We start from the raw sequence: 25,373 nt of genomic DNA on the forward strand, positions 1-25,373 counted from the left end.
ATGGCCACTTACGAACCCTTCTATAACCGCACCATGGAATTGCCCGAGGAACTGCTCGTAGGCGCTATCGACAGTCATGTGCATGCCGGCCCGGTACTGCGCTCTAATCCCGGCCATTTCGACCCTATCCAAGTGGCGGAAATGGCGCGGGCGGCGGGGATGCGGACCATCCTCTACTATGACGTTTTCGGCTGGGCCTCGGGCACGGCCTGGATGGTCAATCGCCAACTTAAGGATTTCCGCACCTATGGCGGCTATCTGATGAATTCGAGCCATGACGGGATGAATCCGCGCGCGGTGCGTACCGCGCTCAATGTGGGCGATGGCTGCCGCATGATCAGCTTCGGCTCGCACTGCACCTATCATTCGGCCTCGACGGAATCGACGCTGGTCGATGGCAAGCTGGTGCCCTTCAAGGACGCCATTCCCGGCTTTGCCGAAAAGGAGCTGGCGCGTGCCATTCGCATCCCGCTCGACGATGAGCCGGTGCCGGATGCGCTCAAGGAAATCCTCGACATGGTGGCGGAGCACCCCGAGGTCTATCTCAATACCGGCCATGTCTCGGGCCCCGAAGCGCTGCGCGTCGTCGAACTGGCGCAGGCGGCTGGCATCAAGAAGATCCTCGTCGCCCATCCGGCCCGCGCGCTGCTGACGGTGGAGGAACAAAAGGGGCTGGCGGCCAAGGGCGTATTCCTCGAAGCCTGTGCCGTGGATTTCGGCGGGCCGTGGATGCCGCAGACCCATTATTACGTCGAGCGCGAGCTGATGGATATGGGGGCGGTGGTGCATGGCAGGGCCATGACCTGGCTGCAGGGTATCCGCGATGTCGGTCCGGAACAGTTCGTGCTGGCCACGGACTATGGGGTGCGGGTGCTGCCATCGCCGATCGAGGGCATGCGGATGATGATGTCGATGTTGCTCTATTTTGGTTTTTCCATCGAGGAAGTGCAGACCATGACCTCGCACAATCCGGCGCGGATGATCGGGCTCGATTGATGGCCGTGCCCGATCTCTATGTCCGCAATGGTCGCGTCGTGGCCTCCGGCGAGAGTTTTGACGGCGGCGTTCTGGTGGCCGACGGTCGCATTCTCGAAGTGGTGCGGGGCAATCCTGATCACGATGCGGCTAAGACCATAGAGGCTTCTGGCCAGTTGATCCTGCCCGGATTGGTGGACCCCCACGTCCACTTTTCCGAGCCGGGTCGCGGGCATTGGGAGGGTTTTGCGACGGGTAGTCGCGCGGCGGCTGCGGGCGGCATTACGACATTAATCGAGATGCCGCTCAATGCCTCGCCGCCGACCATCAATGCCGGGGCGCTGGCGCTGAAGCGGGAAACTGCGCGGCAGAGCATTGTCGATTACGGGCTTTGGGGCGGGCTCGTTACCGACAATCGCGGCGATCTCAGCGATCTCCATGCGGGTGGGGTGAGTGCCTTCAAGGCATTCATGTGCACGGGCTCTTTCGACTTCCCACGTGCCGACGACGTGGTGCTTGAGGGCGGCATGGTTCAGGTCGCGAAAATGGGGAGCCTCGTCGCGGTCCACGCCGAGGATGAGGAAATGACCCAGCGCCTGACGGCCGATCTGCGGCGGGCAGGGCGCCGCGATCGTCGCGCCTGGGGCGAAGCGCGTCCGATCATCGCCGAGCTTTCTGCCATTCGGTCGGCCATCGCCATGGCCGAACGCACCGGGGTCAGGCTGCACATCGTCCATATTTCCTGCGCCGCAGGCATAGACCTTGTATCGGCTGCCAAGCGCCGTGGTGTGCCCGTGACGGCTGAAACCTGTCCGCATTACCTCGTGTTTTCCGAGGACGACCTGGAGCGTCTTGGCCCGGTTGCCAAATGCGCACCGCCGCTTAGGGCGCCGGCCGAAGTGGAGGCGCTTTGGCAGCGGGTTCTCGTTGGGGCAGTGGACGTGATCGCCTCGGACCACTCGCCCAGCCTTTGGGAAGAGAAGACGGCCGGCGACGCCAATATCTTCGAGGCCTGGGGCGGCATTTCGGGCTTGCAGTCGACCTTGCCGGCGCTGCTCGTTGAAGGCGTTGGGAAGCGGAGCCTGCCGCTGACGGATCTGGTGCGTATGACCTCGACCAATCCTGCCCGGATTTTCGGTCTTGCCGGCAAAAAGGGGGAGTTGGCCCCAGGCTACGATGCCGATATCGTGCTGGTCGATCCCGAGCGCCAAACCACACTTACGGCGGAAAATCTCTTCTATCGCAACCGCCACAGCGCCTATGTCGGGTCTACTTTGCACGGCACGGTGACGCGAACGCTGTTGCGTGGCTTGACGATCTTCGCGCAGGGGCAAATCATGGTGGACGCGCCCGCCGGACAGTTTCTGCCCGGCGCCGGTGTCGAGGCAATGCAGCCTCCGAAAGGATCGGCTGATCAATGGGGCTAGGCGGATCGACTAATGGACCGCCACCTCCGGCGAGCCCGATACGGCCACTCTATCGCGACGACGAAGACGGCACGCAAGCCGCGCGCCTGAGGCGCTTTCGGACGGTGGAAATTCCTGCGTCGGCCCGCATCGACCTCTTGGCACGGCTCGAGCGGGCGGCGCGCGTGATAGGCGCCGGTTGGGCTGCCCTGCTGGTCGAGGCTGACCAGACAACAGAAGTGGTGACGACAGCCAATATTCCGGCCTCGCTCCATCGCCTGCTGGCGGAAATGCGCTATGCGGCCGGCACCATGTCGGCCCCGCCGCCCTATGTGGTGCAGCGCGCCGCAAGCCAGGGCTTTGTGGTGGTCATGCGGCCGGTGACAACGACGGGCGAAGTGCAGGGCCATGTACTGCTGGGCTTTCCGCATTCCAATCGTCCGCGCGGGGATTTTGATGACAGCGTGGCGCTGGTCGCTGACGATATTTCGGCCTTCCTGGAGTCGCATTCGTTGGCCGGTCGCATGGACCGGGTGCACAGCAATCTCTCCCTAATCCATCGCCTGGGGCAGATGGTTACCTCTATTCGCGAGCGTGAACAGCTTTTCGCCAAAATCACCGAATTGGTTTATGCATCGCTTGGCTTTGACCATGTGCAGTTGCTGCTGACCGACGAAGATCAGCAGCGCATCTCGCTCGTGCATGCCGCCGGCCCGCTGGCAGAGAACCTGCTGTCGTCCGAGTTCAGCGAGGGTATTGGACGCGGCATCATTGGCCGCGTTGCCCAAACCGGCCATATGTGGATGAGCCAGAATGTCAGCCAGGACATTCACTTCGTCACCAATGCCCTGCTGCCTAATACCGCCTCTGAGCTCGCGCTGCCGTTGAGATTGGGTCCGCGGGTCATGGGCGTGCTCGATATCCAGAGCGATCGCCCCGATGCATTTAGGCAAAACGACGTTCTTCTGCTGCAGACGGTTGCCGACCAGATCGCCCCGGTCATCGAGCAGCACCGGCTGCTCGCGGCGGAACGGCGCGAGCGCGAACTGGCCAATACGCTCGCCGATGTGTCGCGCATCATTTCCTCGCGCCTCGATCCGCGGCATGTGCTTGAAGCGGTGCTGATGCAATTGGGTCGCGTCGTGCCCAATCGGGGGAGCCGGGTAACGCTGCTGGGCGAAGACGGACGAATGCGCGTGGTCGCGGCAAAGGGCTATCCCGACGACGGCCTCGTCAAGCGCCACAGCTTTGATCCGGCGGCCGCGGCGTTAAGCCGGCCGGTGCTCGAAGAACACCGTACACTGATCATCGATGATGTGCGCAAGGAGCCGGATTGGGTCTGGCAGCCGGGTACTGATCAAATCGTTTCCTGGTGCAGCGCGCCGCTGGTTCACGGCAATGACTGCATTGGCTGGCTCTGTGTGGACTGGCCCGAGCCCGGTTTCTTCAAGACCGAGCATGGCCGCGTAGTCCGTGCCTTTGCAGATCAGGCGGTGGTGGCTATCGAGAATGCTCGGCTGTTCGAGCGCGCGCGCGAGCTCAGCGATATCCTGGAATATAAGGTTGCCGACCGCACGCGGCTGCTGCGCGAAGCCCATGACGAGATTGCCGCCAAGGCCAAGGAATTGCAAGCCCTCTGGCGGCGCGTCGTCGATGTTCAGGAGCGAGAGCGGCAGCGCATTGCATATGATCTGCACGACAGTGTCGCCCAATCGATCCTTGCCGCGACCTATCAGCTCCAGACCATCCGGCGCAGGCTGGATGGTGATGCCGAACTTGATCGGCGGCTGATCGATTGCCAGGGTACGCTCGATGGCTGTCTGAGCGAGATGAAGCAGATCATCTATGCCCTCCGCCCCAGTGTGCTTGACGAGCTGGGGCTGGTGGCGGCGCTCGAAAACTATGTCGGCGCCTTGCCGCAAAGCGACGCACTCGAAACCAATTTTTCAGTGCGCGGACAGCCGACGGCTCTCAGCGCCGAGGCGGAACTCGCCATTTTCCGCATCATTCAGGAGGCCTGCCAGAATGTGGTGCGCCATTCCGGGGCGCGCTCGCTGACGTTACAGCTGACCTATAGCGGACGATCCGTGGATGTCGGGATTGCCGATGACGGACGTGGTTTTGTCTTCGATGATGCCAAGATGGGCCTTGGACTTGTCGGTATTCGTGAGCGCACGCAGGTCGTTGGCGGTGCCCTCTCCATCGAAACCGCGCCCGGCAAGGGCACTCGGGTGATGTTTTCCATTCCTCTGGAAGTGAGTGCGGCATGAGTATTCGCGTGATGATTGTCGATGATCACCAGATTTTCCGCATGGGTGTGAAAAGCCTGCTTGAGGACGAGATTGATATCAAAGTGGTCGGAGAGGCCGGCAACGCACAGGATGCCCTGGCGCTGGCGGCAAAGCTGAAACCCGATGTTGCCACTGTCGATATTCGCCTTGGCGGCATGGATGGCATTCAATTGGTGCGCGCTCTCAAGGCCAGCGCCTCGCCGCCGCGCTGCATGATACTGTCGACCTATGAGGACCGCCAATACCTAGTCGGTGCGCTCGAAGCCGAAGCGGACGCCTATCTTCTCAAGTCCAATTCCTACGAAACCCTGCCGGATGCGATCCGACACGTGCATGGTGGCAAGTCCATGCTCTCGCAAGAGCTGATTGGCGTGATGATGGACGAATACAAGAAGGTCGCTTCCCTACAGATCCAGCGCGACAGCGGCCTCACGCCCCAGGAAGTTAGGGTTTTGCGCCTTCTCGCCACAGGTGGCCGCACGCTCGATATCGCCAATGAGCTGGCCCTGACCGAGATAACTGTGAAGCGGAAGGTGCAGGAGATCACTACAAAGCTCGGCGCTGCGAATCGCGTTCAAGCGGTAGCGGAGGCGATAAGACGCGGCGTGATCTAGCTCCGCACGAGCGCGAGTTGCCACAATTCGAAACGGCAGCTTTTGGGACGAAAGTGATACCGCTTGAATGGCGGAAATGGGGCGCAATGCAGAAATGCTACGCTCAGGGACCGCCCATCGAAAGTTCGTCACGAATATTGGGATCACTGTCCAGAAAGTCTGCTTCGACCTCGGCGCCTACGGCGTCGAAGTAGCGGCTGAGAAAGTTTCGGATTGAAGCCGCCAAAGCAACATCGGCGATGTTGACATCGGTAAGTCCAACGGCTCGCAGGCGATCGATATCGCCCTGGTTTATGCGCGAGGCGTTGATCGTTATCTTCTCGGCATAGTCCAGAATGGCAACTTGCTGCTCAGTCAGGCCGGCATTGCGATGGTCGCGACGCACAGCCAGCGTCTGCTCGCGTCCAATCGTTGCGGAAAGAGCTTTGAAATACACATGAGAGCAGTAACTCGATGGTACGGATTTGGCTGCGATAAGGGTGATGAGCCGGAAGGTGAGCAGGTCAAGGGAAAATCCATCCCTGATTTGATGCAACAGATGTTCGACCGGTGCAAGGATATCGGGCCTAGCCGACCAGCACTGGGTTGCCTGCATGACGCGTCCCATCGACGCTATCTCATTGGCGTAGATCGAGGCGACTTCACCTCGAGCCTCGGCCGGCTCCACCGTCTTAACGAACATTATTGCCTCCCTTTGATCGCCGCCATGTGCACTGAGCATATTCTTTTTCGAATATGAGCTCTAGGAAAGAGCTTCACCGCGTGCAGGGCGTGAAGCGGTTGTGGCTTCTAATTGGACAGTTAAGGGCAACTCAGTGACCTGATAGCTACCGTCAATGCCCTTGTTCGCCCACAGGGACCCTATGCTGGTGAATTAACGACAGACCCGCATGGCGCACCGTCCGCTTTCAGGAAGCAGCAAAGACCGTCTGGATGACCGGAATGGGGCGCACAGGCGACGTCCTCAAGTGACCTGGCTCTGTGGAGGTCAACGACACCAGTGGGACTACCGCAGTTAGATTGTTGCGCTTTTTCGGGGAGCGCGCCATGGCACATGAGTACTTAGTTACGAAGATAGAGGGGCGATGGTTTGCGTGCTGGATCGATGCAGTGAGGGGTCCGTATATCTCTCAATTTTGCCGTAGAAACCCCAGCGATCCTCTCTGCTAAACAGTACTTCCGATTTGGTATTGCCGCCCGCGTCACGGCTTAGACTGATCGAAAGACAGTCATATATGACAACCAAAGAAAAAATAGCAGAAACCTTCTCTGACCAAATTATATCGCTTTAACGGCAGCTGTATATTATCGACTAAATTTTAAAGAACTCTTGAACAATAATTCAGTGAACTGTAATCAATATAAAGAGTATGAGTGACAGACGAAATTCAGAGAGAGTTCCTGTTGATATTTGGGCTACCGTTGTTTCAGACGATGGCCTCACGCGTATCAAAGTCAATGTTATCAATCAAACACGTCAGGGCATCCGAATTGCGATTGACCCAACTCAACAGCTCCCCGATCGATTTTATATCTTAATGCCTGGCAATCTTATGCACCCGGTCAACGTCATTTGGCGTGATGCGATGAGCGCGGGGATTGAATTCACTGATTAGCGCACGAGTCTTAGGCTGGGATCCGATCTTGTGCCTTCTTCCTTGGCATTGATGACCTCTTCTCCCAGCACGATATTACCTGCAAGGTCGAGGACTTCAACTGCAACGACCTCCAATATTCCGCCGAACGCGATCTGTTGTTCAGCAATGCCCTTGCCAATCCTCAGACCATCGGCAGGATCCCGAACCTCACCTAGTTTGACCACCCCGCTTTGCAATCGGAGTTGGACCTCGTGAAGTCGATGGGTTGCGAACCCTCTTACGGGTTGGCCATTTGGAATAAACGCCACCACTTGTGGTATCCTGACATCTGAGAAACGCTGAAATTGAAGCGTATCAGTTGTTTAGCTTTTCAAAAAGCGGCGCTTTGGTTCCGATTGTATCTACGGCAGTGAATTGACGATCATCCATAACAAAGCCCTCGGAGTACATCCGAGGGCTAAGCTCACCTGTGCAAGAAAAGCGTAGACTAGATGGTCAGTAAACGAAGAGGGTGAGCTGGCTACCAGACTGGCGAACAGCCAAGACACGATCAGCACTATAAGATGTTCGGCTAAGCGAAGCGCTCATAAGAGGGTCCGACTGAACCGCTTGCTGAAGCGCGAGGCCGGCTCCTGAGGTCCCGAATTGCTGCTTCAACCAAGCTCGAACATCTGCGCAAACTGCTATGGGCTGAATCTTCACACCCGATGCTCTCCCCCACGAAGAACTCATCTGTGTCGAGTTGATAAGGTTGGCCACTTGATTAGCAGGCACACCGGAGCACGGCGTACCGGCAGCACTAGAGGATGCGGACAGCCCCCCACCGATAACTCGCGTGTTCCCCGGCGCTCCAGGCGCACCTGGTGCACCCGGCATGCCGAGAGTTCCGGGGCCGCCCAAGCCGATGTCTACGTTCAGCAGGTTTGGCCTGCCTACGCCGACATTTGCTCTGACGGTTCCTCCAAGCACGCCTGCATTAACATTAACAAGACCGCCGGATGACCCACCCGATCCCACCGTCGCATCCAGAACAGAGGCAGAGCTCCCACCAATGTTCACGTCAGCGATGCTATCTCCGCCGAGACCAACGTTTACCAGGCCGCTGTCAGATGCCGATCCTGAGCTGAGAGTGACCGCCGAATTGTCTGACGAGCCGCCGAGAACACCGCCCAACAACCCCTGCGCATTAACAGGTGCGGCTATGCCGACAAGAAGCGCCGCCGTAATGGAAACAACTGCTATGAGTTTCAATTCTCTCTCCTCTGCGGCCGTTCTTGGCCTCTGCCCAGAAGATGACTCAATTCATTCTCGATGTTTATTTGATTATTCGAACATCGTGATTGCCCGACTTCTATAATACCGGTGAATTTTTGACAAAAAAATCAAATATGTCCAAAAGTTGGACTCTAAACGTATCGCGCTAAACAACGAGAAATCAATTCTGTAGTTCTATTTTGGGTTTTATACGGAATACTACTTACATTAGAGTAGAAGTATCCCCTGCTTGGGGAGCGATTTTTTGAAACAATCTAGCATTGCCAAAGCGGTGTAGACGCTAGTCGAGTCGACTGGGGAGTCGCCGGTGTCCTGCATCCCCCCACGCCTTATGGGGGGTGTAAGAATTGTCGCTATATCGGAGCCGCTCGTTGCGCGACCAGAATGGGCGCATAGCGGATAACTGCTCGCAAATATTTCAGGTCATATCCACCTACTTCCATAGCAGGTATGTAAAGTGGCGGCGTTTCCGACGCTCTATCGGTGCGGGGCACCTTTAGAATCCCTCAGTGCAATCAACGGGCTGGTTTTGTGGTAGGTGCGGGAGTATCAGCTTGTTTTTGTTGAGGTTTTAGGAATTTTGGTGATCTCGACGGGATTCGAACCCATGACCCCCGGATTAGGAATCCGGTGCTCTATCCTGCTGAGCTACGAGACCACGCGGTTTCGATAGCAAATGCGGTGGTCGAGTGGAACCCTGTTTGCGGGTGGCCGGCCGAATCCTTGCCCGCGGCAAATGTCATGCGCATTCTCACATTTCATCACGCCTGCGCGATCGTTCATCTTTTCTTGCCGCATTTGCATGCATGGTGAACGAAATCTTTCCGGGGCTCGCCTTTGCTCAACGCCAGTCTTGTTCGTCTTGCTACACTTGCCGCCCTTAGTGCGGTCGCGGCCAGCGCGCTGGCCTGCGAGAGCCTGCGCATGGCGCCGGGTGGCGTTGTCACCTCGGTAACCGATGGCGATACTGTGGTGCTCGACGACGGGCGAGTGGTCCGCATGATCGGCACCCAGGCGCCCAAGCTGCCGCTGGATCGGCCGGGTTTTGAGACCTGGCCTTTGGCGCCCGAGGCCAAGGTGGCGCTCGAAGAGCTGGCACTGAATAAAGAGGTGCGGCTTGGCTATGGCGGCGAAGAGGTCGATCGCTATGGCCGCGTGCTGGCGCATGTGTTTGTTGCCGGCGAGGGGGGCGAAATCTGGGCGCAGCATTCCATGGTCGCGGCAGGGCTGGCGCGGGTCTATTCCTTTCCCGACAACCGGGCCTGCCTTGATCTGCTGTTTGCAGCCGAAGGCCGGGCCCGGCTGGGCGGGCTTGGCATCTGGGCCGATCCCTATTACAGCATCCGTGCGGCGGACGCGCCCGGAGACCTGCTGTCCCGGGCCGGCCACTATGAACTTGTCGAGGGGAGGGTTCTGCTGGCCGAGCAACGCGGCGGGCGGGTCTATCTCAATTTCGGCCGGTTCTGGAAAGAAGACTTCACCGCCGTGATCGAGGCGCCGGGTTTGCGCCTGTTCAAGGCAGCGGAAATCGATCCGCTGAAGCTGGAAAATGCGCTGCTGCGTCTGCGCGGATGGGTGGACGACCGGGATGGTCCACGTATCGAAATCACCCATCCCGAGCAGATCGAGGTTCTGGCACTACAATGACGGGCATGGGGCAAAGCAAGAGACTGGGGCGCGTGCTGCGCAACGGAATGCTGGCAGTGTCGCTGCTGGCGCTGAGCGCGTGCTCGAGCCTCACCGGCTCGAACATCGCCGTCAGCCAGACCGGTGACGTACGCGCGCCGACCGTAGTGCCGGAAGGCACCGATCCCGATGACGTGGTGATCGGCCGCCGCGAGCACCCACGCATCATCGCGGCCTATGGCGGGGTTTATTCCGACCGACCGGCTGAAATCATGGTCGCGCGCATCGTCGGCAGGCTGCTGGCTGCGGCCAACCAGCCCAATGCGCAGTTCCAGGTCACCATTCTCGACACGTCCGAGGTCAATGCCTTCGCGCTACCGGGCGGCTATATCTATGTGACGCGTGGCCTTCTCGCCCTCGCCTCCGATACCAGCGAGCTCGCGGCGGTGCTGGCGCACGAAATCGCCCATGTGACCCTGCGCCATGCGCGCGCCCGCACTGACCGCACCCGGACGACGCAGATCGTTGATCGCGTCATCACGGGCGTGCTGGGCGGCGATACGTCCACCGATGCGACGGCCAATCGCACGCGCGAAAGCATGTCGGCCTTTGGCCAGAACCAGGAACTGGAAGCCGATCGCGAAGGCATCAAGTTTTCCGGCAAGGCGGGCTATGATCCGCAGGCTGCGGCGCGGTTCCTCGGCGTCATGGGGCGTTTTGCCAGTTTCTCGGCCGGTGCCAATGGCGGCAATGAGGGGTTCCTGTCTTCGCATCCTTCCACCCCCGCGCGTATCCAGAAGGCGATGGACACGGCCAAGACCATGTTCGGCCAGGCGCAGGTCGGCGAGACCGATCGCGATGGTTATCTCGGCGCCATCGGTGGGCTGACCTTTGGCGACAGCCCCTCGCAGGGGTCAATCGTGGGCCGCCGCTTCATCCACACCGCGTCCAAATTCACCTTCAGCGTGCCGGAAGGCTATACGCTGCAGAATTCGCAAAGCGCTGTGGTCGGCGTGGCCGGCGATGGCGAGGCCGTACGCTTCGACAGCGCCGATGTGCAGGCCAATGTAAAGCTCGAGGATTATCTCAAGTCCGGCTGGATCGCCGGGCTCAAGGCCGACAGCGTCACGACACAGAGCTTCAACGGCATCGAAATGGCCTCGGGCCTGGCGCAGACGGATCAGTGGTTCTTCCGCGTTTCGGTGATGCGGCTTGACGGGCAGGTCTATCGGTTCATCTTCGCCGCCAAGAGCGACAGCGCGCGCTTTGCGCAAGGGGCAGAGGCGACGCTCAAGAGCTTCCGCCGCGCCGAGTCCGGCGACCTCAACCAGGTGCGCAAGGTGGCCATCCGCGTGGTCACGGCCAAGGCCGGCGACAGCGCAGATAGCCTCGCCCGCCAGATGGGCGGTCTCAGCCGTGGTACCGAGCTTTTCTATATCATCAACGATCTCTATCCCGGCGATGCGGTCGTCGCGGGGCAGAAATACAAGATCGTCACGCTGCAATAGTCCTGAAGGGGCGCTTCCAGGTGAAGCGCTCTAATAGGCTAGCGGATCTTGGCTGTCTGGTTGGCCATGGTTTCGGCGCTGCCATTGTTGAACAGGCCGCGCAAGCCATCGCCCAATACCGCGACCGTACCGATGATGGTCATGCCGATCAGGGTGGCGACCAGGGCATATTCCATTGCGGTGGCGCCGGATTCATCAGCAAAAAAGGCTTTGATCAAAGTCAAGATACGCCCCCGGCGCTTATGCCCTGAACTATAACAGATCGCAGAGTGCGGCGATCAGCGGTTCGTCCGCCGGTGGCATCGGGTAATCGCGCAGGTTCTGCGGGCGCACCCATTTGAGCGCAATATGCTCCCGCGGTTCCGGCGTGCCTTGCCATTTCCGGCAGGCGTAAAGTGGCATCAATAAATGAAAACTCTCGTAAGAGTGGCTGGCGAAAGATACTGGCGCAAGGCACGCCTCCTTGGTTTCAATACCCAGCTCTTCCTGTAATTCGCGGATCAAAGCCGCCTCAGGACTTTCGCCCGGTTCGACCTTGCCGCCAGGGAATTCCCAGAGGCCAGCCATCGACTTGCCTTCTGGCCGCTGGGCGATCAGCACGCGACGGTCGGCATCGACCAGGGCCACGGCGACGACGAGGAGGAGCTTTTGGTCACTCATTGTGGGCCTGCCGGAATGCGATAGTTGTAGTCATACTGGTGGGCGTAGCCGAGACCCTCATAAAATGGGACCGCGGCAGCGTTGTCGGCCTGGACGTTAAGAGCAGCAAACATGGCACCTTCGCGTTTCGCCCAGGCGAGCCCCGAGCGCATCATCGCCGCGCCAAGCCCCTGACGGCGACGCGTGCCATCTGTCACGACATTGCCGGTGATGACGATGCCATTGGCAATTGACATGATCGATGATGCGACAGCCAGGCCATCGCGTGCCAACACCACACCTGTTGCTTGGACCTTGAGTGCACCGAGCAGGTTCTTGAGTCCGGTCATGGTTGCGTCGTCGTAGCCCTGCAGCTTCTGCGTGGCGGCGAGAAACTTCGGATCGAGCACGGAAAGAAATTCGGCCTCTTTGTCGGCCTCATGCTCGCCAAGTTCCATAGCCAGCAGGTGACTATCATCGATCTGGCGCCAGCCAGCCTCGTCGAGCGTGGCATTCAGTTCCGGGCTCGACAGGGGCGTAATGCGAAACACCGGCTTGATGCCGCGAATGACCATCCAGGTGCTGGCCGAAATGACCCGAATATCGGCGTCCTCAAAGTCATCCGGGTCAAAGCACTGGGTTGAATTGGCGCGCTTGGTATAGCCGCCTGCAGCGCGGCGCACCCAATTGCCGTCCCATTTGACCTCAATGCCAGGCCAAGCCTCAAGGCCTGCCCGCTCAAATGCCTCGACGTCCGGAAATGCCATCTCAGCTCCGGTAGTCGCCGTTGATGGTGATGTAGCCATGCGTCAGGTCGCAGGTATAGACCGTGGCGCGACCCTCGCCGAGCCCAAGGCTCACCGTCAGTTCCAGGTCCTCGCCCTTCATATAGGCGCTGGTGGCGGCCTCGTCATAGACGGTGGCGCGTTCGCCATCCTTGGCGACCAGCAGGTCGCCGAAGCGGATGGCCAGCTTGTCACGATCCGCCGGCTCGCCGGCCTTGCCGACGGCCATCACAACGCGACCCCAATTGGCGTCCTCGCCGGCAATGGCGGTCTTGACCAGGGGACTATCGGCGATCGACTTGGCGATGCGGAAGGCCGAGGCGTCCGAGGTCGCGCCTTCGACATGGACGGAAACCTGCTTGGTGGCGCCTTCGCCGTCGCGCACGGTCTGGATCGCCAGGTCGAACAGCACGTCGCGCAGCGCCTCGCCGAAGATTTCGGCGCGCGGGTCGTCAAGGCTGTCGATGGCATCGACCTTGGCCTTGCCCGTGGCAAAGACCAGCAGCGTGTCGGAGGTGGAGGTGTCGCTGTCGACGGTAATGGCGTTAAAGCTCGTCTGCACATGCTTGCTGAGCAGCGCCTGCAGGACCGGGGCGGCAATCGGCATGTCGGTGACGACAAAGCTCAGCATGGTGGCCATGTCGGGGGCAATCATGCCCGATCCCTTGGCGATGCCGTTGATCTTCACCTCGACGCCGTCGAGTTCGACAATGGCCCCGTTGAGTTTGGGGAAAGTGTCGGTGGTCATGATGGCCTTGGCCGGCTCGATCCAGGGCGTCTCGCCCAGGCGCGTCGCGGCTTCGTCCAGCACGCCGGCAAATTTTTCGGCCGGCAGGGGCTCGCCGATCACGCCGGTCGAGGCGAGGAAGACTTCGCTGGTCGCACAGCCCAATGCCTTGGCGGCATATTCGGCGGTCAGTTCGACGCTCTTCTGGCCCTTGGCGCCGGTGAAGGCGTTGGCATTGCCGGAATTGACGACAAGGCCACGCGCCTTGCCGCCGGGGAGGTTGGCCTTGCACCAGTCAACGGCCGCCGAGGAACATTTCGACTTGGTCACGACGCCGGCAGCCGTCGTGCCTTCATCGAAGGCCATCAGCAGAACGTCGGTGCGGTTCTTGTACTTGATGCCGGCTTCAGCCGTGGCGAAGCGGACGCCCTCGATGGCGGGCAGTTCGGGATAGGATTTCGGTGCGAGGGGGGAAACCGGATGGGCCATCTGCGTGAGCCTTTGAGAGCAATGCGTTGGCTCTCGTGTGCCTCAAAGATAAGGCGAGGGCAAGACAGTGGTCGCGGGGGATGGCCAAAGTCGCCCCGATGGGGCGACTTGCGATTGATCAGGCTGCCTGCACCGGCTTTTTCCCGGCAATGAACGCGCCGAAATTGCGGGTGATGAAGGGAACAACGCCGAAGACAATGGTGGTGGCCATGAAGGGCACGAGCACCAGGCTGCGCTGCCAGATGTCCCAGCCTTGGGTCAGGGGCATTAGCACATAAAGGTAGAGCGTCACGACCGGATAGACGGCGAGCGTCATCACCATGGCCATGCGGATACGGGAAGCGAGAGAGGGCTGCATGTTGCGCTCCAATGAAACGGTACGTTTCGTTATATAACTGAACGATACGTTTCGTTCAAGTGCTTTTCTTTGGTGTCGATTTCGCCCATATAGATTGCATGAGCCCAAACCCCGCCGCAGACAGTGATGACCGCCGCCGTTCCATCGGCGCCCGCCGCAATCCCGAGACCGAACAGGCGATCCTCGAGGCGGCCGATGCCATCATGGTGGAGGAGGGGATATCGGGCTTTTCCATCGAGGCGGTGGCCAAGCGGGCGCGGGCGGGCAAGCCGACGATCTATAAATGGTGGCCCGATCGCGCAGCCCTGCTGCTCGATGTCTATCACCGCCGCAAGCCCGCCAATGTGCATACCGATACCGGTACGGTGGAGGGCGATCTCTTCGCCTTCTTCACCGGCGTCTTCGCCCATTGGGATGGCGGCGCGGGGGATATTTTCCGTTTCGTCATTGCCGAGGCGCAGCGCGATGCCGGGGCAGCAGAGGCGCTGAACGGCTATGCGGCCGAGCGGCGTGTGCAATCGGGGCAGATTTTCCAGCGCGGTGTCGATCGCGGGGAATTGTCAGCTGATGTCGATGTGGGACTGTGTGCGGACATGGTGGCCGGCTTTATCTGGCAGCGGCTGCTGACCGGGCGGATCGAGCGCGATCCGGCGCAGGTGCGGCAGCTGGTTCGCCAGATGGTGCGGGGGCTTTTGGCCCCCGCAGTCTAGTTCGAAATATTATTCGGCAGCCGGCGGAGCGGTTTCGCTCTGGGCGTCGACGGCGGTCTTGAGGGCCGCGTCGGGAATGTCGACGGTCACGCCGGCCATCAGCTCTTCAACCGTGGTGTCGAACGTGTCCATCAGCAGCTGCTGCTGCAACTGGCCGGCGACCTGTTCGAAGGCCGGGGCGGTGGACTGGCGCTTTTCTTCCAGCTTGATGACGTGCCAGCCGAACTGGGACTGGACGGGAGCCGACACCTGGCCGACGTCGGTCAGGGCGAAAGCGGCGGCCTCGAAGGGGGCAACCATCATGCCCTTGCCGAAAAAGCCCAGGTCGCCGCCATTGGCCGCGCCGGGATCGATCGACTTTTCCTTGGCGATCGTGGCGAAATCGGCCCCGCCGTCGAGCTCGGTCTTGACCGTATTGGCCTCTTCCTCGGTCGGGACCAGGATGTGGCTGGCGCGGATTTCCTCGGCCGGCTGGAATTCGGCGACGAACTTGTCGTATTCGGCCCGCACGGCTTCCTCGGTCACCGAGGCGGCAATCGCGTCGGCGAAATAGGCGCGGCGCAGGGCGCGATCCTCGAGATAGGCCAGGCGCTGCTGGAACAGCGGGGTCTCGGCCATGCCGGCTTCACGGCCAGCCTGGGCCATGACCTTCATGTCGATCAGCACGCGCAGCAGGAAGGGCTTGCGCTGCTCGGGAGGCATCTGGCTCAGTTCCTGGGTCAGGTCCTCGGCGGCAAAGCTGAGATCAGCCTCGGTGATCGGCTCACCGCCGACCGTTGCCACGACCGTGTCGGGCGAAACAGCGGCAGGCGCTTCGGCGGCCGGTGCTTCGGCAGCGGGCGCGGCATCCTGGGCCATGGTCGGCACGGCCAGCGCCGTGCCGGCAAGGATCAGCGCGAGCATGCTCGTCCGGGCAAGGCGCAACGAGGAAGAAATCATAAGGTCAGTCTCCTGGCCGGTGCGGCTCGGCGCCCCGGCTCGTTGATAATCGGCAAAGCGCATCCCTGTAACAGGATGCGGATCTCGCGGCCTGCCTCACACAGCAAGGGGGCCAAAATGTGCTCCACGTCGTGAATGTGGAACCGTCATTGGGAAAACCCGTTTCTGCCGTGATTTTCGGCGGGTGTGGGAGGTGTCGCGCAATTCGGCGACGTTGACAAGACAGGGCCCCGCTCTTACATCTCACCCGCTTTTCCGCCGCCTGGCGGGATACCAGACATTCAAAAGCCGGAAAGGCTTGCTCATCGCGTCGACGCGGCCAAACGGGCCTATTCCGCACCCTTCCCCGCCCGCCTTCGCAGATGAGTCATAAAAGGACCTGACATATGGCATTTGGCTCGCTCGCCCGGCGGATCTTCGGTTCCCCGTCAGATCGGTCCGTCAAGCGCTTCCAGACCAAGGTCGCGGCGATCAATGCGCTGGAACCGGAACTGGAAAAGCTCAGCGACGACGAGCTTCGCGCCCGGACGGCCGAGTTCAAGGCGCATCTGGAAAAGGGCGGGAGCCTCGATGATCTGATCGTCCCGGCCTTCGCCACCGTGCGCGAGGCGGCCAAGCGCGTGCTGGGCATGCGGCATTTCGACGTGCAGCTGATCGGCGGCATGGTGATGAACGAGAGCGGCATCGCCGAGATGCGCACCGGTGAAGGCAAGACGCTGGTGGCGACCCTGCCGATGTATCTCAATGCGCTGACCGGCAAGGGCGCGCATCTGGTGACGGTCAACGACTACCTCGTTAAGCGCGACGCGGCCTGGATGGGCCAGGTCTATAATTTCCTGGGCCTCAGCTGGGGCGTCATCGTCCATGGCCTGACCGATGCCGAGCGCAAGGCGGCCTACACCGCTGACATTACCTATGGCACCAATAACGAGCTCGGCTTCGACTATCTGCGCGACAATATGAAATATACGCGCCAGCAGATGGTGCAGCGCGGCCATGCCTTCGCCATCGTCGACGAAGTGGACTCGATCCTGATCGACGAGGCGCGCACGCCGCTGATCATTTCGGGCCCGTCCGACGATCGCAGCGACCTCTATACCAGGATCGACACGCTGATGCCGATCATCGGCGAGGAGGATTATGACCTCGACGAAAAGCAGCGCGCCGCGACCTTTACCGACCAGGGCATTGAAAAGCTCGAAGCGCGGCTTGCCGAAGAGGGCCTGCTGAAGTCGGGTTCGCTCTATGACGTGGAAAACGTCGCTCTCGTGCACCATGCCAATTCGGCCCTGCGCGCGCACAAGCTCTTCCGCAAGGACAAGGACTATATCGTCCGCAATGACGAAGTGGTTATCATCGACGAGTTCTCTGGCCGCATGATGCCGGGTCGCCGCTATTCGGAAGGCCTGCACCAGGCGCTGGAAGCCAAGGAACACGTCAAGATCCAGCCGGAAAACCAGACGCTGGCGTCGATCACCTTCCAGAACTATTTCCGCCTCTACAAGAAGCTGGCCGGCATGACCGGTACGGCGGCGACGGAAGCGGAAGAATTCGCCGATATCTACAAGCTCGACGTGGTCACCGTTCCGACCAACGTTCCGGTGCAGCGCAAGGATGACGAAGACGCCATCTTCCGCACGGCTGCCGAAAAGTTCGACGCCATTGCCGAGCTGATCAAGGATTGCCACAAGCGCGGCCAGCCCGTGCTGGTCGGCACGACGTCCATCGAGAAGTCGGAAATGCTTGCCGATATCCTCAAGGGCAAGGGCGTGGGCGCGATGAACGTGCTCAATGCCCGTCATCACGAGCAGGAAGCCTTCATCGTGGCCGATGCCGGCCTGCCGGGCGCGATCACCATCGCCACCAACATGGCCGGCCGTGGTACCGATATCCAGCTCGGCGGCAATCTCGAAATGCGCATCACCAAGGAGGCCGAAGGCCTCGAGGGTGCCGAGCGCGAGGCCAAGATCGCCGAGATCAAGAAGACCATTGCCGAGCACAAGGCGCAGGCGCTGGCCGCCGGTGGCCTTATGGTGATCGGCACCGAGCGTCACGAAAGCCGTCGCATCGACAACCAGCTGCGTGGCCGTTCCGGCCGTCAGGGCGATCCTGGCCATTCGGCCTTCTTCCTGTCGCTGCAGGACGATCTGATGCGCATCTTCCCGGTGGATTCCATGGATTCCATGCTGGGCAAGCTCGGCCTCGAGCAGGGCGAGTCGATCACTCATCCCTGGGTCACCAAGGCCATCGAGCGTGCGCAGGGCAAGGTCGAGGCCCGCAACTTCGATATCCGCAAGAACATCCTCAAATACGACGATGTGATGAATGATCAGCGCAAGGTGATCTTCGAGCAGCGTATCGAATTGATGGATGCCGAGGATGTCAGCGAGACCGTGGTCGAGATGCGCCACGACGTTGTCGACAATATCATCACCAAGGCCATTCCGCCGCGCTCCTATCCCGAGCAGTGGAATGTCGAGCAGCTCGAAGCCGCCGCCAAGACCTATCTCAATATCGACGTGCCGGTGAAAGACTGGGCCGCCGAAGAGGGTATCGATGGCGAGGTGGTCACCGAGCGCCTGATCGGCGCCGTGGACGAGGCAGCCGCCGCCAAGGAAGCCCGCACCATTGCCATGCTGTCCGAAGCCGGCCAGCCGAACCCGGGCGTGATGCGCCAGGTGGAAAAGTCGATCCTGCTGCAGTCGATCGATGGGCTCTGGCGCGAGCATCTGGTGACGCTCGATCACCTCTCAAAGGTCGTCGGCTGGCGCGGTATCGCCCAGCGCGATCCGCTGACCGAATACAAGCAGGAAGCCTATGAGCTGTTCCAGGGGCTGCTCGCCAACCTACGCGAGCTGGTGACCACCCAGCTCAGCCATGTCGAGCTGCAGCCGCGCCCCGTGGCGCCACTACCGGTGCCCGATCTGACGCGCCTGCGCGAAACCCATATCGACCCGCTGACCGGCGAGAATGATGCCGACGGCGGCGACACGATCGCCGGCTCGCTGGGTGCGGTGGGCAATGATCCCTCGCTCGCTCCGATCGACCCGAAGCTGCTCGAAGGCGTCTCGCGCAATGCGCCATGCCCGTGTGGATCAGGCAAGAAGTTCAAGCACTGCCACGGTGCATTTTAGTTAGAAAGAAGGCCCGGAGCGATCCGGGCCTTTTTGTTACCGTTTCAGGTGGTCAGCAGGTGAGCCGTACTTCGGCATAGCCGCTGGCGGCGTCGGCTGTGACGACGCCGATCATGCAGCGGCTGCCGGGTAGGGCGATATTGCCGCCGGCGGCGATCACCGTGCCATCGGCCAGGGTGACGAAGCCGCTGTCGACGCCGGAAATCTCCACCGTGCCCGTGGCCCCGCAGACGGGATAGACATCGCCTCGCGTCACCATGAAGCGCGTGCCCGTGGGCAGGCAGTCGCCCGCCGCTGCTGCGGCAGCGTCCGGCACGATGACAGTTTGCGACGTAGCTTCCGGCGTCGGCGGCAGCGCGGCCGTGGGTGCATTGCGCCAGTTCTCTTCGAGGATATCGAGGCGATTGGTCAGGTCCGCCAGCTTGGCCGTGTCGGCCGGCGCTGCGGCGCCTTGCTGGCGGCCGAAGAGCTCAAGGCTCAGACGGAACTGGGCGATGTCGGTAGCAACCGCTGCAATCTGGCGCTGAGTGTCGCGATAGACCCAGGCGCTGGTGCCCAGAGATGCGGCGGCGACAAGACCAACGACAAAGCTCAGCAGTACCGCGCCGGAAGGGCCACGCCGTTCCCGAAGGGCGGGCGAGGACTTTTCGTCCTGGATGTCGACCTGCGGTGTCTCGTCCAAGGAAGTTCTCCGTTGCCATGGCCGGTTTCAGATCAGGGGAGATTGCGGCCCTCGTATGGTGCTGCCAAGCAAAATCAGCGCGTGAGGGTCGGGAATGGCGTCGGCGCGGGCTTGCCCGACATGACCGCAACCACATCGGCATCCTTGGCGCCGCCACCGAACATGCCGCCAATGCCGCCGATGAAGCCCGAGACGGCGGCGCTGCGCTGCTTGACGGCGGCCTCCTCATTGGCCTTGCGGGTGGCAGCGGTTGCCTCGTTGACGACGGCCTTGGTGAAGGCAGCTTCATCGGCGGCCTGTTTCTCGGCAAGGCCGGCGATCAGCGTCGTGGCTGGGCAGGGACCCATGGCATTGAGTGCGCCACCGGTGGGGTTGAAGATATACTGGCCCTCGCAGACGTCCCAGGCTGGCGGCGCCTTGGTCAGCTCGAACAGGTCATAGCCTTCCTTGATATCCTTCCAGAAATTGAGATGCTGGCTGGATGCCTCCCTGGCCAGATTGGTCGGGGTCATCTTGAAGGGGAAGATCTGCAGCTGGAAGCTGTGGTTGCCGCCCTTGAAGGTCTCGCGGGCCAGAGAATAGATTTCGGCGATGCCGTCATCGGTCATGGCGTAGCAGCCGCGCGACGAGCAATCGCCATGCACCATAAGGTCGCTCCCGGTGCGGCCATGGGCGCGGTCGAACTTGTTGGGAAAGCCGGTGTTGAAGGCGAGGTAATAGCTGGACTTGGGGTTCATCAGGCCGGGCGTGATCGTATAGAAGCCCTCGGGGCTCTGCCGGTCGCCTTCCTTGATTTTCGGGCCGAGATCGCCTGAAAAGGCGCAGATCTCGTAGGTCTTGAGCATCTTGAACTGGCCGGAGGAGGTCCGCTTCCAGACTTCGAGAGTTTTTTCCTGCTTGAACAGGCGGATGACCATGGCTTCGCCGGGCGAGGAGCCGATGGCGCGCAGGCTGCTCAGCGTGGCGCTGGGCAGCGGCTGGTTGTGACGGTTGTCGCTGGACTTGGGCAAAAAGCCGCCGCAGGCGACGAGCCCAAGGGCCACCCAGAGCAGGATGACGACGGAAGAAAGCTTGCGCAAAAGACTGGCTGTCACGATCGGCGGCCCGCTGAGGAATCAGTCCCGGCCTTTTCCAGACCTGGTTACCCAAGCATGAGAAAAGGTGGTGAAGGAAGCCTTACCACGGCCACATTTGGGCCGGAAGCGGGCGCAGATTGCACAGCTTTGTCAGACAGTCAGGCCTAAAGCGCCGAACCGATGGCGAGGAATTTCTCGCGACGGTGTTCGCGGGTCTCGAGCCGTCCCTTGCCGGAAAATTCCTTAAGGAAGCCGGCGATAGCGTCGCGGGTCGCACCCATGATGGCCTCGTGGTGGCGATGGGCGCCGCCCGTGCCTTCGGGGATGATGGCGTCGATCACGCCAAAGCCGAGCAGATCCTGCGCGGTGATCTTCTGGGCGGTGGCCATGTCCTGCGCCTTGGCGGCGTCACGGAAGAGGATCGAGGCGCCAGCTTCCGGGGAAATCACCGAATAGATCGAGTTTTCCAGCATCAGCACGCGGTTGGCCACGGCGATGGCGATGGCGCCGCCCGAGCCGCCTTCGCCGATGACGATGGCGATATTGGGCACGCCCAGCTCAAGGCATTTTTCCGTCGAACGGGCGATGGCTTCGGCCTGGCCGCGCTCTTCGGCCCCAATGCCAGGATAGGCGCCAGCGGTGTCGACGAAGGAGATCAGCGGGATGTTGAAGCGATCCGCCATTTCCATGATGCGCACGGCCTTGCGATAGCCCTCGGGGCTGGCCATGCCGAAATTATGCTTGAGGCGCGTCTCGGTATTATTGCCCTTCTCCTGGCCGAGAATGGCGACCGACTGGCCGTTGAAGCGGCCAAAGCCAGCCTGCAGCGCTGCGTCTTCGCGATATTTGCGGTCGCCGGCCAGCGGCGTCCATTCGGTGATCAGCTTGCCGACATAGTCGGAAAAATGCGGGCGCTGCGGATGGCGCGCGACCTGGGTCTTCTGCCAGGGTGTCAGGCGGCGGTAGATCTCGACCAGCGCCTCGTCGGCACGGGCGGACAGGCGGTTGACCTCCTCGTCGATGCTGACGGCCTGGTCGGTAGCGGCCATGGCCTTGAGCTCGGCGATCTTGCCTTCAAGATCGGCAACCGGCTTTTCAAAATCGAGATAGGACTGCATTAAACCTGCCCGTTGGGGGTCTCGTTACGCGACCCTAGCATATCGGCCGCTGCTGTTGCGCTTCAAAGTGGCCGGAAAGTGGCGATGACGCAACGCCAAGTCAAGGCTTGAGGCCGCATGAGGCACAGGAAATGGCCCCGCAGTCACCCTCCGGCCAGCGGGTGATGGGTCTCGACCAGCGTCTTGAGCTTCTCGTCGAGCACATGGGTATAGATCTGCGTGGTCGAGATATCGGCATGGCCGAGCAGCATCTGCACGACGCGGAGATCCGCCCCGCCGGCCAGCAGATGGCTGGCAAAGGCGTGGCGCAGCACATGGGGCGCGATGCGGACGGAGCTGATGCCGGCGCGGGCCGCGAGCCCCTTGAGATCACGGGCAAACACCTGGCGGCTGAGATAGCCCTCGGCGCCGCCGGCGGGAAAGAGGAATGGCCCGGGTTCGAGCGTTGTCACATAGGTCTTGATGGCATCGCGCGCCCGGTCGTTGAGCGGCACGACGCGGTCCTTGTTGCCCTTGCCGCGGACCGTCAGATAGCTGGTGTCACGCATTACCGCGGAGCGGCGCAGGCTTACCAGCTCGCTGACGCGCAGGCCCGTGGCATAGAGCAGTTCGAGCAGGACATAGAGCCGCAGCGCCAGGGCCTGCTGCTCGGGCTCGGCTGCTGCATTGGCCTCGGTTTCGGCCTGTGACAAGAGCCTATCCACCTCGGCAATGCTCAGGACCTTGGGCAGGGCGCGGCGCGTCCGTGGGCTGGCGACGATACGGGTCGGATCGTCGCTGCGCATGCCGTCGGTGCAGAGGAAACGGTGAAACTGGCGGATGGCCGACAATCTGCGGGCGGCGGAACTGGCGGAGAGGCCGTCGAGCCGCAGGCGGTCGAGATAGGCGGTGACGGTCTCGCGCTCGACATCGAGCAGGGTCTTGCCCTTACCAGTGATAAAGCCGGCATAGTCGGAAAGGTCGCGGCGATAGGCGTCGATGGTATTCTTCGCGGCGCCGCGTTCGGCACTCATCATCTCGAGGAATGCCGAGACCGTGTGTCCGCTCATGGGGAAACTGCTGGTGTGGCAGGATTTTGCGCTGGCGGCGCCTCGGTGCCCGGCAGGGGGCGCTGGCCGCCATTGAGCAGGTCATTGGTCGGAATGCGGATGGTCACTTCCTTTGGCGTCGGCTCGACATAGGCGATGAGCGCGACCATGCCGGCATAGACGAGGCCAGCCAGGAACAGCAGGGTGATGATGAGGCGGATCAGGGTGGGCATGGTCTTCCGTCTGGCAAGCATGCTTCAAGCAGGCTTACAGAATGCTGGCAAAAAGTTTCGTTTTGGTAGGCATGATATTGATTTCCCCGCTTCGGCTTGACAGGGGCGGCGCGCGCGGCTTGATAGGACCACTATCTGCGGAGCACTTTCTTGAATCGACCGGACGGGGCATTGCGGCAGGCCCGCGCCGAACAGCTTGTCCAGCAACTGTCCGGCAGGCCGATCGTTCTGGTCGGCATGATGGGCGCCGGCAAGACCACCGTAGGGCGGCGCCTGGCTTCCCGGCTCAATCGCCATTTTCTCGACAGCGATGAAGAGATCGAGAAGGCGGCGCAGATGACCATTCCCGAAATTTTCGAGCAGCGCGGCGAGCCCGAATTTCGCGCCGGGGAAACCCGCGTCATCGCCCGTGTGCTCAAGGAACACAATGTCGTGCTCGCTACCGGCGGCGGTGCCTTCGTCAATTTGGAGACGCGGGCCCTGGTCAAGCATGAGGCGATTTCGGTCTGGCTCAAGGCCGAGGTCGATATCCTGTTCGAGCGGGTCTCCCGCCGCTCCAATCGGCCCTTGCTCAAGACCGCCGATCCACGCGCCACGCTCGAAAAGCTGATCGAGGAGCGCTATCCCATCTATGCCGAGGCCGACGTGATCGTTTTGTCGCGCGACGTGCCGCAGGAGGTCGTGGCCGGCGACATCGTCGAGGCGGTGCTGACCTATCTCGAACAGCAGGACTGATCATGGCCATCGACCACACGGTACACGTTGCGCTGGGCGAGCGTGCCTATGACATCCTGATCGGGCCTGACCTGCTCGACGAGGCCGGCGCGATCCTGGCCAGCCGCTTTCCCGGGCGCCGCTATGGCATTATCACCGACGACAATGTTGCCAGGGCGCAATTGCCGCGCCTTGTCGCCTCGCTCGATGCGGCGGGCCTCAGCCATACCGAAATCGTGCTGCCGGCCGGCGAGAGCACCAAGAGCTGGGATCTGCTGGGGCAGGCCGTGGAGGGCATTCTTGCCGCACGGCTGGAGCGCGGCGACCTCGTCATCGCGCTGGGCGGTGGCGTCATCGGCGACCTCGCCGGTTTTGCTGCCTCGATTGCCCGGCGCGGCATGGATTTCGTGCAGATGCCGACCTCGCTTCTGGCGCAGGTCGATAGCTCCGTGGGCGGCAAGACGGGGATCAATTCGCCGCATGGCAAGAACCTGATCGGCGCCTTCCACCAGCCCAAGCTGGTCCTGGCCGATCTCTCCACGCTCGATACGCTGTCGCCCCGCCAGTTCGCTGCCGGCTATGCGGAAGTGGTCAAATATGGCTTGATCGACGACGAAGAATTCTTCTTCTGGCTCGAAGAGCATCGCGCCGAAATCTTTGCCGGTAGTCCGGCGCGCGGCGAGGCGATTGCCCGCTGCTGCGCCCACAAGGCACGCGTCGTCATCGCGGATGAAAAAGAGCTCGGCGTGCGCGCGCTGCTCAATCTCGGCCACACGTTCGGGCATGCGCTGGAAAAGGACACCGGCTATTCCGACCGTCTGCTGCATGGCGAAGGCGTGGCGATCGGCATGGTGCTGGCGCATGGTTTTTCGGCAAAGCTCGGCATGGCCCCCAGCCAGGATACCGGCCGCATCATCGCCCACTTGAAGAGCGCGGGCCTGCCCACCACCTTGGGTGATATCCCGGGGGCACTGGGCTCTACCGAAATCCTGATGGCGGCCATTGCGCAGGACAAGAAGGTCTCGCGCGGGGCGCTGACCTTCATCCTCACCCGCGGCATCGGCCGGGCCTTCATCGAAAAGAATGTCGACGGCAGCGCCGTTGCAGCCTATCTCGACGAGATGCGGGGGTAGGGCCTAAACATAGGGCCCTTCCACCGGCAGAACCTCAATCGCCAGCGCATGCACTCGGCCCTTGAGATCGGCTTCCAGCACTTCGTGAATAGCGCGGTGTTGCGCCACGCGGCTCATACCGGCAAAATGGTTGGCCGCGATTCTGACACGGAAATGGGTTTCACCACCCTCCCGCCAACCGGCGTGGCCATGGTGCTGCATCGACTCGTCGATCACATCGAGGAAAGCGGGCGTAAATCGATCGGAGAGCTTGGCGGTAAGGGTGTCTTTGACGCTCATGGCACTGGCCTCTATCTGGTTTTGGCTCTTAACTAG

Annotated in this window: 23 protein-coding genes, 1 tRNA gene and 1 pseudogene; 10 read left to right on the plus strand and 15 right to left on the minus strand. The window is 61.3% G+C overall.

Translation table 11 applies throughout. The annotated features are described in order from the left end of the window. The 4 genes from P0Y65_20985 (at window position 1) to P0Y65_21000 (ending at window position 5,286) form a co-directional block, all read left to right on the plus strand. Window positions 1-996, plus strand: coding sequence for a DUF6282 family protein (locus tag P0Y65_20985; GenBank protein WEK04619.1), 996 nt, complete (start codon window positions 1-3; stop codon window positions 994-996). Beyond that, complete coding sequence (allB, locus tag P0Y65_20990; GenBank protein WEK04620.1) at window positions 996-2,402, plus strand: allantoinase AllB; 1,407 nt, start codon at window positions 996-998, stop codon at window positions 2,400-2,402. The genes P0Y65_20985 and allB overlap by 1 nt, the downstream gene beginning before the upstream one ends. Before the next feature lie 104 nt (window positions 2,403-2,506). Beyond that, window positions 2,507-4,651, plus strand: a complete 2,145-nt coding sequence (locus P0Y65_20995) for a GAF domain-containing sensor histidine kinase (GenBank protein WEK04621.1) — start codon at window positions 2,507-2,509, stop codon at window positions 4,649-4,651. Continuing rightward, complete coding sequence (locus tag P0Y65_21000; GenBank protein ID WEK04622.1) at window positions 4,648-5,286, plus strand: response regulator transcription factor; 639 nt, start codon at window positions 4,648-4,650, stop codon at window positions 5,284-5,286. Before P0Y65_20995 ends, P0Y65_21000 begins: the two co-directional genes overlap by 4 nt. A 103-nt stretch (window positions 5,287-5,389) precedes the next feature. Here the strand turns inward: P0Y65_21000 and P0Y65_21005 are convergent, their stop codons facing one another. The 3 genes from P0Y65_21005 to P0Y65_21015 all read right to left on the minus strand — a co-directional run bounded on the left by P0Y65_21005 (window position 5,390) and on the right by P0Y65_21015 (window position 8,817). Then, window positions 5,390-5,968, minus strand: a complete 579-nt coding sequence (locus P0Y65_21005; protein ID WEK04623.1) for an alkylhydroperoxidase — start codon at window positions 5,966-5,968, stop codon at window positions 5,390-5,392. Between the two features lie 930 nt (window positions 5,969-6,898). Then, window positions 6,899-7,195, minus strand: coding sequence for a hypothetical protein (locus P0Y65_21010; GenBank protein ID WEK04624.1), 297 nt, complete (start codon window positions 7,193-7,195; stop codon window positions 6,899-6,901). A 1,545-nt stretch (window positions 7,196-8,740) separates the two neighbouring features. After that, a tRNA-Arg gene (locus P0Y65_21015) sits at window positions 8,741-8,817 on the minus strand. A 179-nt stretch (window positions 8,818-8,996) separates the two neighbouring features. Between P0Y65_21015 and P0Y65_21020 the strand changes: the two genes are divergently transcribed. Both P0Y65_21020 and P0Y65_21025 read left to right on the plus strand, forming a co-directional pair. After that, a complete protein-coding gene (locus P0Y65_21020) occupies window positions 8,997-9,806 on the plus strand; it encodes a thermonuclease family protein (GenBank protein ID WEK04625.1) in 810 nt (269 codons plus the stop codon). Between the two features lie 32 nt (window positions 9,807-9,838). Continuing rightward, entirely contained in the window at window positions 9,839-11,293 is a 1,455-nt protein-coding gene (locus P0Y65_21025) for a M48 family metalloprotease (GenBank protein ID WEK04626.1), read from the plus strand. 38 nt (window positions 11,294-11,331) lie between these two features. On the opposite strand, the gene P0Y65_21030 is transcribed toward P0Y65_21025, so the two are convergent. The 5 genes from P0Y65_21030 to P0Y65_21050 all read right to left on the minus strand — a co-directional run bounded on the left by P0Y65_21030 (window position 11,332) and on the right by P0Y65_21050 (window position 14,291). Continuing rightward, the gene (locus P0Y65_21030) at window positions 11,332-11,517 is read right to left on the minus strand and encodes a Flp family type IVb pilin (protein ID WEK04627.1); all 186 of its coding nucleotides are present in this window, start codon (window positions 11,515-11,517) and stop codon (window positions 11,332-11,334) included. 28 nt (window positions 11,518-11,545) lie between these two features. Next, entirely contained in the window at window positions 11,546-11,953 is a 408-nt protein-coding gene (locus P0Y65_21035; protein ID WEK04628.1) for a (deoxy)nucleoside triphosphate pyrophosphohydrolase, read from the minus strand. Then, window positions 11,950-12,699, minus strand: a complete 750-nt coding sequence (locus P0Y65_21040) for a GNAT family N-acetyltransferase (GenBank protein WEK04629.1) — start codon at window positions 12,697-12,699, stop codon at window positions 11,950-11,952. Before P0Y65_21040 ends, P0Y65_21035 begins: the two co-directional genes overlap by 4 nt. Before the next feature lies 1 nt (window position 12,700). Continuing rightward, a complete protein-coding gene (gene argJ, locus P0Y65_21045; GenBank protein WEK04630.1) occupies window positions 12,701-13,933 on the minus strand; it encodes a bifunctional glutamate N-acetyltransferase/amino-acid acetyltransferase ArgJ in 1,233 nt (410 codons plus the stop codon). A gap of 118 nt (window positions 13,934-14,051) precedes the next feature. Further along, window positions 14,052-14,291, minus strand: a complete 240-nt coding sequence (locus P0Y65_21050; GenBank protein ID WEK04631.1) for a hypothetical protein — start codon at window positions 14,289-14,291, stop codon at window positions 14,052-14,054. Between the two features lie 98 nt (window positions 14,292-14,389). On the opposite strand from P0Y65_21050, the gene P0Y65_21055 reads away from it, so the two are divergent. After that, a complete protein-coding gene (locus P0Y65_21055) occupies window positions 14,390-15,001 on the plus strand; it encodes a TetR/AcrR family transcriptional regulator (GenBank protein ID WEK04632.1) in 612 nt (203 codons plus the stop codon). Window positions 15,002-15,010: 9 nt separating this feature from the next. Here P0Y65_21055 and P0Y65_21060 read toward each other — a convergent pair whose 3' ends face one another. After that, entirely contained in the window at window positions 15,011-15,940 is a 930-nt protein-coding gene (locus tag P0Y65_21060; protein ID WEK04633.1) for a peptidylprolyl isomerase, read from the minus strand. A 386-nt stretch (window positions 15,941-16,326) separates the two neighbouring features. Here P0Y65_21060 and secA point away from each other — a divergent pair, with 386 nt between their 5' ends. Continuing rightward, window positions 16,327-19,074, plus strand: coding sequence for a preprotein translocase subunit SecA (secA, locus tag P0Y65_21065; protein ID WEK04634.1), 2,748 nt, complete (start codon window positions 16,327-16,329; stop codon window positions 19,072-19,074). A gap of 52 nt (window positions 19,075-19,126) precedes the next feature. On the opposite strand, the gene P0Y65_21070 is transcribed toward secA, so the two are convergent. From P0Y65_21070 to P0Y65_21090, 5 genes and pseudogenes are all read right to left on the minus strand, one after another. Further along, window positions 19,127-19,756 (minus strand): hypothetical protein, encoded by a 630-nt coding sequence (locus P0Y65_21070; GenBank protein ID WEK04635.1) that lies wholly within the window; start codon window positions 19,754-19,756, stop codon window positions 19,127-19,129. A gap of 365 nt (window positions 19,757-20,121) precedes the next feature. Continuing rightward, window positions 20,122-20,673 (minus strand): annotated as a pseudogene (locus P0Y65_21075) (murein L,D-transpeptidase). Window positions 20,674-20,996: 323 nt separating this feature from the next. Further along, entirely contained in the window at window positions 20,997-21,950 is a 954-nt protein-coding gene (locus P0Y65_21080; protein WEK04636.1) for an acetyl-CoA carboxylase carboxyltransferase subunit alpha, read from the minus strand. Between the two features lie 143 nt (window positions 21,951-22,093). Next, on the minus strand, window positions 22,094-22,999 hold the full coding sequence (locus tag P0Y65_21085) for a site-specific tyrosine recombinase XerD (GenBank protein WEK04637.1): 906 nt from the start codon (window positions 22,997-22,999) through the stop codon (window positions 22,094-22,096). Further along, window positions 22,996-23,211 carry a histidine kinase gene (locus P0Y65_21090; GenBank protein WEK06863.1) on the minus strand — a complete coding sequence of 72 codons (216 nt, stop codon included), beginning with the start codon at window positions 23,209-23,211 and terminating at the stop codon, window positions 22,996-22,998. The genes P0Y65_21085 and P0Y65_21090 overlap by 4 nt, the downstream gene beginning before the upstream one ends. 150 nt (window positions 23,212-23,361) lie before the next feature. Here P0Y65_21090 and P0Y65_21095 point away from each other — a divergent pair, with 150 nt between their 5' ends. Next, window positions 23,362-23,946 carry a shikimate kinase gene (locus P0Y65_21095; GenBank protein WEK04638.1) on the plus strand — a complete coding sequence of 195 codons (585 nt, stop codon included), beginning with the start codon at window positions 23,362-23,364 and terminating at the stop codon, window positions 23,944-23,946. A gap of 2 nt (window positions 23,947-23,948) precedes the next feature. Next, a complete protein-coding gene (aroB, locus tag P0Y65_21100) occupies window positions 23,949-25,058 on the plus strand; it encodes a 3-dehydroquinate synthase (GenBank protein ID WEK04639.1) in 1,110 nt (369 codons plus the stop codon). 3 nt (window positions 25,059-25,061) lie between these two features. On the opposite strand, the gene P0Y65_21105 is transcribed toward aroB, so the two are convergent. Further along, window positions 25,062-25,337, minus strand: coding sequence for a BolA family transcriptional regulator (locus tag P0Y65_21105; GenBank protein ID WEK04640.1), 276 nt, complete (start codon window positions 25,335-25,337; stop codon window positions 25,062-25,064). Window positions 25,338-25,373: the final 36 nt, after the last annotated feature.

The sequence above is a fragment of the Candidatus Devosia phytovorans genome (genome assembly GCA_029202405.1).
Classification (GTDB): Bacteria; Pseudomonadota; Alphaproteobacteria; order Rhizobiales; family Devosiaceae; genus Devosia; species Devosia phytovorans.

Bases quoted from the DNA above. Each gene is read 5' to 3' on its own strand.
- P0Y65_20985 (WEK04619.1), top strand. From the start codon at position 1: ATGGCCACTTACGAACCCTTCTATAACCGCACCATGGAATTGCCCGAG.
- allB (WEK04620.1), top strand. From the start codon at position 996: ATGGCCGTGCCCGATCTCTATGTCCGCAATGGTCGCGTCGTGGCCTCC.
- P0Y65_21000 (WEK04622.1), top strand. From the start codon at position 4,648: ATGAGTATTCGCGTGATGATTGTCGATGATCACCAGATTTTCCGCATG.
- P0Y65_21005 (WEK04623.1), bottom strand. From the start codon at position 5,968: ATGTTCGTTAAGACGGTGGAGCCGGCCGAGGCTCGAGGTGAAGTCGCC.
- P0Y65_21035 (WEK04628.1), bottom strand. From the start codon at position 11,953: ATGAGTGACCAAAAGCTCCTCCTCGTCGTCGCCGTGGCCCTGGTCGAT.
- P0Y65_21040 (WEK04629.1), bottom strand. From the start codon at position 12,699: ATGGCATTTCCGGACGTCGAGGCATTTGAGCGGGCAGGCCTTGAGGCT.
- argJ (WEK04630.1), bottom strand. From the start codon at position 13,933: ATGGCCCATCCGGTTTCCCCCCTCGCACCGAAATCCTATCCCGAACTG.
- P0Y65_21050 (WEK04631.1), bottom strand. From the start codon at position 14,291: ATGCAGCCCTCTCTCGCTTCCCGTATCCGCATGGCCATGGTGATGACG.
- P0Y65_21055 (WEK04632.1), top strand. From the start codon at position 14,390: ATGAGCCCAAACCCCGCCGCAGACAGTGATGACCGCCGCCGTTCCATC.
- P0Y65_21060 (WEK04633.1), bottom strand. From the start codon at position 15,940: ATGATTTCTTCCTCGTTGCGCCTTGCCCGGACGAGCATGCTCGCGCTG.
- secA (WEK04634.1), top strand. From the start codon at position 16,327: ATGGCATTTGGCTCGCTCGCCCGGCGGATCTTCGGTTCCCCGTCAGAT.
- P0Y65_21080 (WEK04636.1), bottom strand. From the start codon at position 21,950: ATGCAGTCCTATCTCGATTTTGAAAAGCCGGTTGCCGATCTTGAAGGC.
- P0Y65_21085 (WEK04637.1), bottom strand. From the start codon at position 22,999: ATGAGCGGACACACGGTCTCGGCATTCCTCGAGATGATGAGTGCCGAA.
- P0Y65_21090 (WEK06863.1), bottom strand. From the start codon at position 23,211: ATGCCCACCCTGATCCGCCTCATCATCACCCTGCTGTTCCTGGCTGGC.
- aroB (WEK04639.1), top strand. From the start codon at position 23,949: ATGGCCATCGACCACACGGTACACGTTGCGCTGGGCGAGCGTGCCTAT.
- P0Y65_21105 (WEK04640.1), bottom strand. From the start codon at position 25,337: ATGAGCGTCAAAGACACCCTTACCGCCAAGCTCTCCGATCGATTTACG.